The sequence below is a fragment of the Chelativorans salis genome (assembly GCF_025336525.1).
GTDB lineage: Bacteria > Pseudomonadota > Alphaproteobacteria > Rhizobiales > Rhizobiaceae > Chelativorans > Chelativorans salis.
On record NZ_JAOCZP010000014.1, the window covers coordinates 33686 to 48213 of the forward strand.

General features: G+C 62.9%; 10 protein-coding genes. 5 read left to right on the top strand and 5 right to left on the bottom strand.

The features are described 5' to 3' along the window. Positions 1 to 136: 136 nt before the first annotated feature. The 5 genes from N5A92_RS25930 to N5A92_RS25950 form a co-directional block, all read right to left on the bottom strand. Positions 137 to 2152, bottom strand: a complete 2016-nt coding sequence (locus N5A92_RS25930) for an aldo/keto reductase (protein ID WP_260907415.1) — start codon at positions 2150 to 2152, stop codon at positions 137 to 139. Positions 2153 to 2195: 43 nt separating this feature from the next. Further along, positions 2196 to 3281 (bottom strand): ABC transporter ATP-binding protein, encoded by a 1086-nt coding sequence (locus tag N5A92_RS25935; RefSeq protein WP_260907417.1) that lies wholly within the window; start codon positions 3279 to 3281, stop codon positions 2196 to 2198. An 11-nt stretch (positions 3282 to 3292) separates the two neighbouring features. Further along, positions 3293 to 4129, bottom strand: coding sequence for a carbohydrate ABC transporter permease (locus N5A92_RS25940; RefSeq protein WP_260907418.1), 837 nt, complete (start codon positions 4127 to 4129; stop codon positions 3293 to 3295). Then, complete coding sequence (locus N5A92_RS25945) at positions 4126 to 4986, bottom strand: carbohydrate ABC transporter permease (protein ID WP_260907420.1); 861 nt, start codon at positions 4984 to 4986, stop codon at positions 4126 to 4128. The genes N5A92_RS25940 and N5A92_RS25945 overlap by 4 nt, the downstream gene beginning before the upstream one ends. Positions 4987 to 5083: 97 nt before the next feature. Beyond that, the gene (locus N5A92_RS25950) at positions 5084 to 6355 is read right to left on the bottom strand and encodes an ABC transporter substrate-binding protein (RefSeq protein ID WP_425248650.1); all 1272 of its coding nucleotides are present in this window, start codon (positions 6353 to 6355) and stop codon (positions 5084 to 5086) included. A 98-nt stretch (positions 6356 to 6453) separates the two neighbouring features. On the opposite strand from N5A92_RS25950, the gene N5A92_RS25955 reads away from it, so the two are divergent. The 5 genes from N5A92_RS25955 (at position 6454) to N5A92_RS25975 (ending at position 14429) form a co-directional block, all read left to right on the top strand. After that, a complete protein-coding gene (locus tag N5A92_RS25955) occupies positions 6454 to 7344 on the top strand; it encodes a helix-turn-helix domain-containing protein (RefSeq protein ID WP_425248648.1) in 891 nt (296 codons plus the stop codon). A gap of 375 nt (positions 7345 to 7719) precedes the next feature. Continuing rightward, positions 7720 to 9522: an ABC transporter ATP-binding protein gene (locus tag N5A92_RS25960; protein ID WP_260907423.1), complete on the top strand. Its 1803-nt coding sequence runs from the start codon at positions 7720 to 7722 to the stop codon at positions 9520 to 9522. Positions 9523 to 9670: 148 nt separating this feature from the next. Further along, positions 9671 to 10600: an ArsR/SmtB family transcription factor gene (locus tag N5A92_RS25965; RefSeq protein WP_260907425.1), complete on the top strand. Its 930-nt coding sequence runs from the start codon at positions 9671 to 9673 to the stop codon at positions 10598 to 10600. 181 nt (positions 10601 to 10781) lie between these two features. After that, entirely contained in the window at positions 10782 to 12293 is a 1512-nt protein-coding gene (gene arfA / locus N5A92_RS25970) for an arabinosylfuranosidase ArfA (RefSeq protein WP_260907426.1), read from the top strand. Positions 12294 to 12515: 222 nt separating this feature from the next. Further along, complete coding sequence (locus tag N5A92_RS25975) at positions 12516 to 14429, top strand: ABC transporter substrate-binding protein (RefSeq protein WP_260907427.1); 1914 nt, start codon at positions 12516 to 12518, stop codon at positions 14427 to 14429. The last annotated feature ends 99 nt before the right edge of the window (positions 14430 to 14528 follow it).

Below are 14528 nucleotides of genomic sequence, written 5' to 3' on the forward strand. Positions count from 1 at the left end.
CTCCCCATCCTGAGCTTGCCGAAGGGGGGAGGGAAGCCCGGCTGAGCACTGCATCGTCCCCCTCCCCTTGAGGGGAGGGGTTGGGGGTGGGGGTCAAACAGACAAAACGAAAGCCATATGCGATAGCCCTGGCCTCTCACCGCTCTCCCGTCTCCAGCCAGCGCACATCCGCTGCCGACAGCTTGAGCGAAAGCGCCGTCAGGCTGTCGTCGAGCTCCATCAGCCGCCGCGGCCCGATGAGCGGCACCACGGGGAAGGGCTGCGCCAACGCATAGGCGAGCGCGACGTGGATCGGCTTCACCCCACGCTCCCTCGCCATCTTCTCGGCGCGGTCGCGGCGGGCGAAGTTGTCGTCCGAGTACCAGCAGCGCACCAGTTCCGCATTGTCGCGCTTGTCGCGGCCCGCCCGCTCGGTGAAGAAGCCGCGCCCCTGGCTCGACCAGGCGAAATTGGGGATCTGGTGTTCGGTCAACCACGCTTTCCACGCCGCATCCGAAGCGCTCACGCATCCGGCCCAGATCGGGTCGATCATCTGAGCGAGCGAGAAGTTGTTGGATAGAACGCCGGGCGCCGTCTTGCCATTCTTCCTGGCATAGTCGATTGCCTCGCTCATCCGCTCCATCGACCAGTTCGAGCCGCCGAACAGCCCGCGGATGCGCCCCGCCTTCACCTCCGCATCCATCGCATCGACGAACTCGCCCACCGGCACGTCCGGGTTGTCGCGGTGCATGAAATAGACGTCGACATGGTCGGTCTTGAGCCGCTCCAACGATTGGTCGAGCTGCTTGGCGATCACATCGGGATAGGCAAGCGGCGAATGCGCGCCCTTGCCGATCACCACCGCCTCCTCGCGCACGCCGCGGCTTGAAAGCCAGTCGCCGAGGATCGCCTCGGTGCGTCCGCCGCCATAGACGAAGGCGGTGTCGAAAACATTGCCGCCAGCCTCGTAAAAGGCGTCGAGCAGGATGGCGGCACTGGCGAAATCGGGGAAATCCTCAAAGCCGAGCGCCACCTCGGAGAGCGGCTTGCCAATCCCCGGCAGTTCGCGCCGGCCAATGGTCTCCATGCGGTTTTCGAGCTTCTCGCCGGCAAGCGTCGACTTGCGCAGCGCCGGCTTCTCGACCTCGTAGACGAGGCCGGCCGCCGCGCGCCAGCGGTCGAGGACGCGCATATTGCCCAGCGTGTCATCCCACGTCATGCCAGGTGCTCTGAACTCCTGGCGCCCGCTGCGCACCGCTTCGGCCACGGCATCGACCTCAAAGGCGTAGAGCCAACGGTCCTCGGCGACCGAAACGGTCTCCTTCGAACCATCGGGCCTGATGATCTCGATCGCTCCGACGCCACCCTGCTGGCCGCTGGCATACCAGAAATCCGCAACCTCGATACGGCCCTTGGTGCCGAATACCCTGAGCATATTGTCCTGCTTAAGCGAGATGGAGCAGGAGGCTTCGGCAATGATCCCATTGTCGAAATTGAGGGCGGCGGAAGCCCACTCGTCGACACCCGTTTCGCCGAGATGCGCCGTGCCGACGACCCTCACGGGGTCCAGGAAAGGCTTGCCTTCCACGGCGCCCGCGAGGAGGCGCGCGATTGAAACGGGATAGCAGCCGACGTCGAGAATGCTGCCGCCGGCCAGGTGATTGGCGTAAAGCCGATGCTCGGGCATGACGGAGGGCATGGCGAAGCCGAAGCTCGACCTGATGAGCCGCACTTCGCCGATCGCCCCGTCAGAGATAAGCTCGATGAGCTTCGCCGTCTGCGGGTGAAAGCGGTACATGAAGGCCTCGCCCATGAACGTGCCGGCCTTGCGTGCGGCATGGAAGGCGGCGTCGGCCTCATAGGCGGTCAGCCCCATGGGCTTTTCGCATAACACGTGCTTTCCGGCCCGTGCCGCCTTGATCGCCCACTTGGCGTGAAGAGGGTGCGGTGTGGAGATGTAGACCGCCTCAACCCCAGGATCGTTGAGGAGCGCCTGATAGCCATCGAGCACGCGCGCGCCGGCGAAGTCCTCGGCGTAGCGCGCCTTGTCAGGCCGCCGTGCGCCGACGGCGACCAGCTCGCCCGTCTCGGAGTGGGCGATGCCGCCGGCGAAGGCCTTGGCGATGTTTCCGGGCCCGAGAATGCCCCAGCGCAGTTTGGATGATGAAATCATGGAAAAGGCTGCTTTCTTTCTCTTCTTCGCGTGGTTGTTGCGTTCAGCGCAGGCGCGCGCCGGAGGCGTCAAACAGGTAGGCCTTGGCCGCCGGAATGGAGACGGTCAGATGCTCCATACCGATTTCGCTGCGCGACTCCTCCCGTTCGATGACAAGCTGCTCGGCTGATGTGGTGTTGGCGTGGATGTAGCTGGTCGAGCCCAGATGCTCGGCCATGTCGACCCTGATGGACAGATCGCAGTCGCCCTCACCCTCGCGCCCGAAATGCTCGGGCCGCAAACCTACGGTGAGTCTGTCTCCAACGGCAAAGCCGTTTTCCGCCGGCACCGTCAGCCGTGCGCTGCCCTGGTTGACGAGTGCGACAGTGACGCGGCCGTCTTCGATGGAAGCGACCTCGGCAGCCATGAAGTTCATCTTCGGCGAGCCGACGAAGCTGGCGACGAACTGGTTGGCCGGGTCGTCGTAAAGGTCCAGCGGTTTGCCGATCTGCTCGATGCGGCCCGCGCGCAGGACGACGATCCTATCGGCCAGCGTCATCGCCTCCACCTGGTCGTGGGTGACATAGATCATGGTGACACCGAGCTCGGCGTGCAGCCGGGCGATCTCCACCCGCATCTGCACGCGCAGTTCCGCATCGAGGTTCGAGAGCGGCTCGTCGAAGAGGAAGACCTGTGGATCGCGCACGATCGCCCGGCCGATGGCCACGCGCTGGCGCTGGCCGCCGGAAAGCTGTGCGGGGCGCCGATCGAGCAGCTCTTCGATGCGCAGGATCTGCGCGGCCTTGGCGACCCTGCGCGCGGTGTCGGCCTTGTCGTTGCCGTTCATGCGCAGGCCGAAGGAGAGGTTCCGTTCCACCGTCATGTGCGGGTAGAGCGCATAGCTCTGGAACACCATGGCAATGCCGCGATCGGCCGGCTCGACATCGTTTACTGCCACGCCGCCGATGGCGATCTCACCGCCGGAGATATCCTCGAGCCCGGCAATCATGCGCAACAATGTCGACTTTCCGCAGCCGGAAGGCCCAACGAAGACGATGAACTCGCCTTCCTCGACCTCCAGGCTCGCCCCGTGCACGACCTCTATGGAGCCGAAGCGCTTGACCACGTTCTTAAGCGACACGCCTGCCATGAATTTCGCCCTTACTTTACGGCGCCGGCGGCGATGCCGGCGATGAAATGACGCTGTAGGAGAATGAAGACGGCGATCATCGGCGCCGTCAGCAAGACCGCCCCCACCATGATGCCGCCCCAGGAGACTTTGGTGAGCCCTATCAGCGAACCAAGTGCCACCGGCGCCGTCATCATGTCGGGACGGTTGTTGATGAGGAGCGGCCAGAGATAGTTGTTCCACGAGGCGAGAAACAGGATGATCGACAGCGCGGCCAGCGTCGGGCGGGCGAGCGGCATGCCGACGAACAGGAAGATGCGCCATTCCCGTACGCCTTCGACGCGCGCTGCGTCGAACAATTCCGACGGCATCATCGAGAAAGATTGGCGCATGAAGAGCACGCCCAGCGAGTTGAACAGCGGCGGCACGATCAGTGCGAACCAGGTGTTCGCCAGGCCGAAGTCGCGCGCAACCATGATGAATTGCGGGATGACGACGACAAAATAGGGCAGCGTCAGGGTGCCGAGGATGATCAACAGCACGAGCCCCTTGCCAGCGAAGCTGTAGCGGGCAAGCGCCCAGCCGGCCATCGAGGTGAGCAGAACCGAAAGGACGGTATAGACCAGTGCCACCACCACGGAAACGAAGATGGTGCGCAGGAAATCCGTGTCGGCCTGCAGGATCAGGAAGTTCTCCCAGAACCGGTCGGAGGGGATCAGGTGGATATTGGGGCTGAAGATCGCGTTCTCCGGCATGGTGGAGAACACCACCATCATCCAGATCGGGAACAGCCAGACGATCGCCAGCGGCACCAGAACCGCGTGCAGCGCGATCGAGCGTCTGAGGGTGGAGGAGGACTTCGATCTCATCTGGCGGACCTCCCCAGCCACAGATTGGCGAGCGAGATGAGAACGGCGAGCGCGGCGATGGTGTAGGCGACAGCCGATGCGTAGCCGAAATTGAGCACGGTGAAGCCTTGCCGGTAGAGGAACAGGCCGAGCGTCTCCGTCGCCTGGCCGGGCCCGCCGCGATTGGTGATCAGGAACGGCTCGGCGAAGAGCTGCATAGTCCCGATGACCGAAAGCACCACGCAGAACAGGATGATCGGCTTCAACAGCGGCAGGGTGATGAAGAAGAACTGTCTCGGCTTCGACACCCGGTCGAGCGTAGCTGCCTCATAGACGTCCTGCGGGATCGCCTGCAAGCCTGAGATGATGATGATGGCGTTGTAGCCGACCCAGCGCCAGGTGACGGCGATGATGATGAGCGCCATCGCTGCCGTCGGGTCGCCCAGCCACGCTACTGGCGACAGGCCAATGCTGCCGATGAGCTTGTTGATGACGCCGAAATCGGCGTTGAACATAAGCCTGAACACCGCCGCGTAGGCCGCCTCGCCGACCACGACCGGTGCAAAGAAGGCAAAGCGCATGATGCCGCGTGCCTTTAATAGCTGCGAGTTGAGCAATACGGCGAGCACCGTGGCCAGCGCGATCATCACCGGCACCTGGATAACCAGGATGATCAACGTGTTCTTGAGCGCGTTGAGGAAGGCCGGGTCCACGACCAGCCTTCCCCAGGTAACGGTCGGATTGAAGCTCCAGGGTTGGATACGCGTGGCGAGGAACGAGAGATAGAAGGAATAGATGATCGGCCACACCCAGAAGGTGGCGAAGATCAGGAGATAGGGCGCCAGGAAGCCATAGGCCGCCCGTGTCCGCATCCGCATGTCTATCCTCCCGTTGCCGCCGCCGGGCGTGCTCGAGCGTGATCAGATGAGCGAAGGGCCGGGCAGCGGAGACTGCCCGGCCGGCCGTTGCTGCCGGTCACTCCGCGATCGGCAGACCCGTGACGAGCGCGATCTGGTTGGCCGCGTCGTCCGCCGCCGCCTGCGCACTGTCGAACCCATCGTTGAGGTACTGGCTCTGCACCGCGTTCATGATGCCATCGGCATCGCCGAAGAAGGGGGTTCCCCGGCTCGGCACGACCTGGTCCAGGGTACCGAGGATGTCGACCCAGACGGCCTGGTCGCCCCAGTAAGGGAGCGGCTCTTTCACGTATGGGTCGTCGAGCGCGGAGAGCAGCGAGGGCACGAGTCCGTATTCGCGCAGCATTGTCACCTGGCCCTCGTTGGTGCCGAGCGCATAGTTGACGAACGCCCAGGCGGCTTCCTTATTGTCCGAATTATTGGGAATGGCGAGCGAAGAGCCGCCGAGATTGGCCGCGCGCGGTCCGTCTTCCGTCACGCTGGGCATGCGGTAGACGCCCCACTTGCCGGCAAGGTCGGGCGAGGTGGAGCGGATCGTGCCCTCGTACCAGCCGCCATAGAGCTGGCTGGCAACGGTGCCGGCGGTGTTTGCCTGAATCTTCTCGTCCCAGTCGGCCGCCGTGATGATGCCGGCGTCGTACATCTTCTTGACCGTCTCCAGCGCGGCCACGCAGGCCGGCTGATTGACGGTGATCTCGGAGCCATCGGAGGAGAAGTAGCCGCAGCCCTGCTCGTTCGCCAGCATGCGGAACCATTCCGTGTCGCCATTGAAGTCGGCCCGCGTCATCACGACGCCCGGATTGGCTTCGGCGACGGCCTTGCCGGCTTCGATGAAGTCGTCCCAGGTCTTGATCTCTTCGGGATCGACGCCGGCTTTTTCATAGAAGTCGCGGCGGTAGAACATCACCACCGGACCGGAATCCCAGGGCATGGCATAGGCGACGTCGCCCACTTCCAGCTCGACGCGCTTGAAGTCCGGGAAGCCTGCGGCGATCTCCTCAGTGTAGCCGAGTTCCTTCAGGTTGGTGAAACAGTCGGGGAACTGTGCCCAGAAGATCTCCGCCTCGTGGTTCTCGATGGATAAGACGTCCGGTAGCTCGGCGCCTCCCGCCGCACAGCCGGCAAGCGTGCGGTCGAAGACCTGTTGGTTGCCCAGATCCTGGACCGTCACTGTGACGTCCGGATACTGAGCGTTGAAGCCCTCGATAGTGGATTCGAGCGACGAAGCGGCGACATTCCAGCTCCAGACGGTGATCTCGCCCGTTTGGGCGAAGGCCGGAGCGCTTCCAGTGACCAAGACAAGCGCCAGAGCGGCGCGGCCGAGCGTCATGCGCATGGGTTCCTCCCTTTCCTGTTGCCCGCAGACCGGGCCTTTCGTAGGTTAGCGGACGCTGTTCTTGCGTCACTGTGAAAGGGAAGGCGGAGTCGTTGGATGGTAAGATAGCCGGTAAGCGGTATTGGGAGCCGGGCAAGAGTACCGTTGAGAAGGTTCCAAACAGCCTCGTGGTCAGCCACGAGCAGCCCGGCATCATGCGGACCGCGCACTGGCATGCCCAGGTCGAGATAAACTATGTCTTCAGGGGGCAGGTGGACTACCGCATGCGCGGCCACATGGCTGAGTTGAAGGCAGGCGATCTCTGCCTCTTCTGGGGAGGCCTACCGCATCAGGTGGTCGATACCTCGGAGGACGCTTGGTTCGTCGCCATCCATCTGCCGCTGGTTCATTTCTTCCGGTTGCGGCTGACGGCGGAGATCCAGCAAAAGCTGATGCGCGGGGCGACGCTGCTCGCCGGACAGTCCAGCAGTGCCGATGACCTCGATTTCAACCGCTGGTCCCAGTACATCCGCTCGGGCGACGAGAAGCGCGTCAATCACGCCGTCGATGAGCTTCTCCTGCGGATCGAGCGCATTCAGTTCGAGCCATACCGTCTGTTGGAAAACGCCGAGCAGCCGGTCACCCCGACCGAGGCCCCCGACAGGACGAGTTTTCACAACATCGGTCGCATCTGCGCGTTCATAACCGAAAATTTCCGCCATGACATCGATTCCACCGACATCGCGCTGTCGGCGGATATTCATCCCAAATACGCCATGAGCGTCTTCAAGAAGTCCACCGGCATGACGCTCAACGACTATGTCAGCCTTTTGCGGCTCTCCTACGCCCAGGCGCTGCTCATGCAGGAGGATGCGAATGTGCTGAGGGTGGCGATGGACAGCGGTTTCGGCTCGCTGTCAGCCTTCACCAAATGCTTCCGCAAGATCGCCGGCATGACCCCGTCCGATTTCCGCCAGCGCCTGCGCACGCGCCCGCACCTTTGATCGCTAGGCACCTTGCGCTCCAGCGGTGTTGCCTCGCGAACACACCGCCTGCGGAAATGACATCAAGGGGTTGGCGTGTAGCGGCGGCCCGTTTATGAAACGCTTCCCCGTTCAGTCCTTGCAAGGAGGCTAAGAATGCCAGCATTCGGCTCTTCTTCCATACAGGGCAGCGGCTTGGACTTCCCGCGCCGCTAGGTCAGCACTGACCGCTTAGCGCGCCAAAAGGTCAAGACGGCTGCCATTCGAGCGCCTCCCGCGTGGAGGGCGCATCGACGCAGTCCGGCACCGCTTGATCGACGCTTTTTCCGTCCCGGCGCCGTTTTCACAATCTCGAATTTACGGGGGACCGGATGCCGCGGGCATCCGGCGAACATCATGATCTCCTTTCGCAACGCTCTGCGGGGCAACGCCTTTCGCAGCGTATTCAAGTTCACCGGTGCGCACTGGCGGCGCCAGCCGGGAAGGCTCGCCCTCATTGTCGGCGCCGTGCTGGTGTCGACCTCGGCCGACGTGCTGACGCCGCTCTATTCGGGCCGCCTGGTCGACGCCGTTGCGCGGGGCGCGGCCACGGACGCGCTCGCCTGGAACGCCGCCATCACCGCGTTTCTGATTCTGCTTGGCCTGTCGGCCGTCTCGATCCTCCTGCGGCATGTCGCCTTCATGGGCATCATCGACCTTACATTGAAGATGATAGCGGAGATCGCCGCCGACTCTTTCCACCGCGTGCAGCGCTTCTCGACCGACTGGCACGCCAACAGCTTCGCCGGCTCGACCGTACGCAAGATCACGCGCGGCATGTGGGCGCTCGATCTCCTGAACGACACGATTCTGGTGGCGCTGCTGCCATCGGCGGTGATGCTGGTGGGCTCAACGCTGCTGCTCGGCTGGTACTGGCCGGCGATGGGACTGATCGTCGCCATCGGCTCGCTCCTTTTCGTGGCGCTCACGGTGACGCTTTCCCTGGGCTATGTCGCTCCGTCGGCGAGCCTTGCCAACAGCTGGGACACGCGACTGGGCGGCGCACTGGCCGATGCCATCTCCTGCAACGCCGTCGTCAAGGCCTTCGGCGCGGAAACGCGCGAGGAAAGCCGCCTGAGCAAGGTAATCGGGAAATGGCGGCATCGCACGCGCCGCACCTGGGTCCGCGGTACCATCACCGGCACCACACAAGGTATGACCATGCTCATCCTGCGTGCTGCCATTATCGGCTTTGCCATTATTCTGTGGAGCCGCGGCCAGGCGAGCGCCGGTGACATTGCGTTCGTGCTGACGACCTTCTTCATGCTGCAGGGTTATCTGCGCGATGTCGGCATGCACGTGCGCAACGTGCAGCGCTCGGTCAACGACATGGAAGAGCTGGTGGATATCCACGGCGAGCCGCTCGGCGTGGACGATATTGCCGGCGCGCCGCCGATCGCCATCGAAGAGGGCGGCATCGAGTTCGAGAATGTCACGTTCCACTATGTCGGCCACGCGACGCCGCTTTACCGCGACTTCTCGGTATCGATCCAGCCGGGCGAACGGGTCGGCCTCGTCGGGCACTCGGGATCGGGCAAGACGACCTTCGTCAAGCTGATCCAGCGGCTCTACGACGTCACTGGCGGGCGCATCCTGATCGACGGCCAGGACATCGCGCGCGTGGCACAGGCCTCCCTGCGCAACCAAGTCGCCATCGTGCAGCAGGAGCCGATCCTGTTCCACCGCTCGTTGGCGGAGAATATCGCCTACGCGCGCCCGGGTGCGTCGATGGCCATGATCGAGGAGGCGGCGCGGCTGGCGAGCGCCCACGATTTCATCAATGCGCTGCCTAAGGGCTACGCGACGCTGGTCGGCGAACGCGGCGTCAAGTTGTCGGGTGGCGAGCGCCAGCGCGTGGCGATCGCCCGCGCTTTCCTGGCCGACGCGCCGATCCTGATCTTCGACGAGGCGACGTCGAGCCTCGATTCGGAATCGGAGGTGCTGATCCAGAGGGCGATGGAGCGGCTGATGGTCGGACGCACGACACTGGTGATCGCGCATCGGCTGTCCACCGTACGCGCGCTCGACCGGCTGCTCGTCTTCGACCGCGGGCGCATCGTCGAGGAGGGCGACCACGCCCAGCTCGTCAGGCGCGAGGGCGGCATTTACCGCCGGCTCTTCGAGCGCCAGGCCCTGGAGCTCACCAAGGGCTTCGCGTAGCTGAAGGGGCCGCCTTCCGGCGGCCCCTTCAGGTGGTCCGACGGTGCGTATCATTGCGGATCGACATTATCAAACTTCTTGATATGCTTGCCCGCGACCTCGCGGGCTGTCCACGGCAGTCCTCTTCCATACCGATGCCGGTGATTTCATGAACCGCAATTTCCTTGTCGTCGATCCCGAAGAGAACATGCCGACGCTCAGGGGATTGGCCTCGCCCGTGCGTGCGCGGATGCTGAAGCTCCTGCATGTTGAAGGGCCGATGAACGTCAACGATATCGCGCGGGTGCTCTCGCTGCCGCAGTCGACTGTATCGTCAAACCTGCAGATCCTGGAGGAGGGCGGGCTCGTTCGGTGCGAGACCGTCAAGGCGCGCAAGGGCAATCAGAAGATCTGTCATTCCACCTTCGATGAGATCCTCGTCCTGTTCAAGGAGACCCTGCCGCCGAAGGCCGACAACACGATCGAGGTCGTCATGCCGCTCGGCCTCTACACCGCCTGCAACACGGAGGCGCCCTGCGGGCTTTGCTCGGTAGAGGGCATCATCGGCCTGCTCGACGTGCCGGACTATTTCCTCGACCCGGACCGTATGAAGGCCTCGCTCCTGTGGTTCGGCCGCGGCTACGTGGAATACCAGTTCCCCAACAACGCCAAGCTCGCCGGCTCGGGCATCGACAGTATTGAGTTTTCGATGGAATTGTCGTCCGAGGTGCCCGGAACCAGCACCAACTGGCCCTCCGACATCACGCTTTGGCTCAACGGCACCGAAGTCGGCACGTGGACCTCACCCGGCGACTTCGGCGACAAGCGGGGTGTCTACACGCCCTCGTGGTGGAAGCTGAAGGGCTCGCAATACGGCATGCTGAAGACCTGGTCCGTCAACGGCAAGGGCACCTTCATCGACGGTATGAAGATTTCCAACGTGACGATCGACACGCTCGACCTCGCCAGCCACCACTCGATCCGTATGCGCATCGGAATTCGCGAAGGCGCGAAACATCCCGGCGGCGTGAATATCTTCGGCCGGGGCTTCGGAAATTACGACCAGGACATCGTCATGCGCATCAACATGAAGCGCTGACTTGATGCCTATTGGGTTCTCGGGCTTGCCCCGGGGACCCACCGCTAAGAAGCACGAACCTGTGTGAACCCGACCGCGCACCTCATTTTCCGAGGGTTGACACCGTCGGCACAAATAATCAGGATAGCCGATATATATCGCTTAGACCGATTTGAAAAGAATCGGCCATTGGGAGGACGCCGTGAAGGCTCACGTCACCGCACATAAGGATTACACCGTCTCCAGGATCGACGACCGGCTCTACGGCGCGTTTCTGGAGCATCTGGGCCGCGCCGTTTATACCGGAATTTATGAGCCCGGTCACCCGACGGCGGACGAGAACGGCTTCCGCGGCGATGTGCTCGAGCTGGTTCGCGCGCTCAACGTCCCGGTCGTGCGCTATCCCGGCGGCAATTTCGTCTCCGCCTACAACTGGGAGGACGGGATCGGCCCTCGTGAGGATCGGCCCGTAAGGCTCGATCTCGCCTGGCACACCAGCGAGACCAACGAGGTGGGCATCCACGAATTTGCCGACTGGTGCCGTGCTGCCGGCACGGAGATGATGTTGGCCGTCAATCTGGGCTCGCGCGGGCTCGATGCGGCGCGCAACTTCCTCGAATACTGCAACCATCCCGGCGGCTCATACTGGAGCGACCTGAGGGCGAGGAACGGCCGGCGGGAGCCCTGGGATGTGAAATTGTGGTGCCTCGGCAATGAGATGGACGGGCCATGGCAGGTCGGCCACAAGGACGCCCACGAGTACGGCAAGCTCGCCGCCGAGACCGCCAAGGCCATGCGCGCCTTCGATAAATCACTCGAACTGGTGGTGTGCGGATCGAGCCATTCGGACATGCCGACCTACCCCGAGTGGGAGCGCGTCGTGCTGGAGCATACCTACGAGGTGGTCGACCACGTCTCGCTGCACATGTATTTCCGCAACCCCGAGAAGAATACGGCCAATTTTCTGGCGCTCAACCACAAGCTGGACCGCTACATCGAGACCGTCGCCTCCACCATCAACTTCGTGAAGGCCAAAAAGCGCTCGAAGCGGAACGTCTACATCTCCTTCGACGAGTGGAACGTCTGGTACCACTCCAACAAGCAGGATCGTGCCATTCTCGACGGCGGTAACGGATGGCCGCTGGCGCCGGGGCTTCTTGAGGACATCTATAATTTCGAGGACGTGCTGCAGGTCGGCTGTATCCTCAACACCTTCATCCGCCGCTCGGATGTGGTGAAGATCGGCTGCATCGCGCAGTTGGTGAACGTCATCGCGCCGATCATGACTGAGAGGAGCGGGCCCGCCTGGCGGCAGACAATCTACTATCCCTACTATTTCGCCTCGATCCACGGTCGCGGCACGGCCTTGAACCTCCTGGTGGACTGCCCGGGCTACGACAGTGAGCACGACGACAACGTGCCCTATGTCGACGTTTCGGGTGTGCATAACGAGGAGGAGGGCACGCTCACCTTCTTCCTCGTCAACCGGTGCGGCCTGGAGGCGATCGACGTCGAGGTGAGCCTTAAGGGCTTTGCCGGCGGCACGGTTATCGACCATCAGGTGATGACCCATACGGATCTGGAAGCGGTGAACACCGCCGCAGATCAGCAGAACGTGAGGCCCCGCAGCGGTTCGGGGGCGAGGGTGGCCGACGGCGTGCTTGCCGCTTCGTTGCCCGCCTATTCATATCAGATGATCCGCGTGAAGCTCTGACGTTCGACGGGCGCGCAAAGCGCTAGCTACAGCTATTCCTCCCGCACTTGGAGGCGCATTTCCAACCGGGAGTGCGCCTTTCTTTTCTATATATCATGATTTCCGGTTCACATCAGTTTATCCGTTGACAAGCGCCCGGCATTGGTGAAGCATGTTCTGCGAGTGTCGGAGGACACTTGCGACCGGGATGCCGTTGGGCATCCCCGCCCAGGGAGGAAACAGATGGGAAAGCTGAAGACGCTTCTGGCGTCGGCGCTCGTCTCGCTGGCTTTTGGCGGCACCGCCATTGCCCAGGAGGAAGAGGCCGCCGCGCCGCCACTCAATGAATTTCCGCGCGAAGAAACACTGATCATCAACAATCCCGAGCCGCCGGCGATCAATCCCGACATGTTCAACATGTGGGTCGCCGGCAATGGCGCTGCATGGTCGAACGGCCTGCATCAGCTGGTGCTCGACACGCTGTGGTTCATCGACCCTGACGCCGGCCTTGACGGCGCACTCTACAACCAGCTTGCCAAGGATGTCTGGCAGTACAACGAAGACTTCACCGAGATGACCGTGCAGCTGCGCGAAGGCATCCTGTGGAGCGACGGTGAGGAGTTCACGGCCGACGACGTGGTCTTCACCGTCGAGACGCAGATGGAGACGCCCGGCATGGTTTGGAGCGCGCCCTTCTCGCAATATGTGGAGAGCGTCGAGGCGGTCGACGATTACACGGTGCACTTCAAGCTGAAGGAGCCGAACTCGCGGTTCCACTCCATCTTCTCCGTGCGCTGGAACGGCGCCTGGATCATGCCCGAGCACATCTTCTCCGAGGTGGAGGACGTGACGGCGTTTGATTTCAACCCGCCGGTCGGCCTCGGCCCCTACACGCTCCATTCCTACGATCCGAATGGCTACTGGTACATCTGGGAGAAGCGCGAGGACTGGGACAAGACGGCGCTCGCCGAGTGGGGCGAGCCGGGGCCGAAATACGTCATCTACCGGTCCATCCCGTCGACCGACAGCCGGCTGATCGACATGGTCAACGGCGATCTTGACATGATCCACGACCTGACGCCGGAAGGCATGTTCAGCCTCATCAAGCAGTCTGAGATATCGCGCGGCTGGTTCCCCGGCTTCCCCTATGCCCACCCGGATCCCACGCTGCCGATGGTGATCTTCAATCACCAGAACGAGAAGTTCCAGGACAAGCGGGTGCGCTGGGCGCTGGCCTTGATGCTCGATGCGCGCGCCATCTCGATGGCGTCCTACCGGGGTGCGGCAACGCTCTCGGCCATCGCCATCCCGCCGACGGGCACACACCCGCGGGACTATCACGCGCCGCTTCAGGACTGGCTGATCGACTACGAACTGGACACCGGTTCGCGGACGATCAAGCCCTATGATCCAACGATCGGCCTGCAGGTGGCCGACATGGTGCGTCCACAGTTCGGCGAAGAGGTGCCGACCGACGAGGAAGCCATCCGCACCGCCTTCGGCTACGGCTGGTGGAAGCAGGATGTCGAGGCCGCCACCGAGCTTTTGGAAGCCGCCGGCTTCACGAAACAAGGCAACCAGTGGATGATGCCCAATGGCGAGCCCTTCGCCTTCACGCTCAACACCTTCCAGGAAGGGGTCATCAACCGCATGGGCACCATGATTGCCCAGCAGTGGTCGCAGCAGGGGATCCAGGTGACGGCGGAAGCCGATCCGGAGATCTACCGCTCGACGCTGCCGCTGGGTCAATACGAGGCGGCGACCGCCTGGTCGATCGAGACATGGGGCGGTGATCCGGACCTGAGCTTCTTCCTCGACTCGTGGCATTCCGACTATGTCGCCGAGCCGGGCGAGCGGCAGCCGCATCGTAACTGGCAGCGCTGGAAGAACCCGAAGCTCGACGAGATCATCGAGGAGGTGCGCAAGACCGAGTTTACCGACCCGCGCAATCTCGAGCTCGGCCACGAGTTCGTGAAGCTGATGGTCGAGGAGATGCCGGTGATTCCGGTGATGTCGTTCAACGTGTTCTCGGCCTACGACACGAGGTACTGGACCGGCTTCCCGACCGCCGAAGAGAACCCTTACGCGAACATCGTCACGAACTGGGCGAATTCGAAGTACATTCTCACCCAGCTCAAGCCGACAAAACAGCAGTAGCGGGACATGCCCAGGACAGGGCGCCCGGCGAGAGCCGGACGCCCTGTGACCGGCGAAGGATCAGGAAGTTAGATGAATTCAAGCGGTACCAATCCCCTC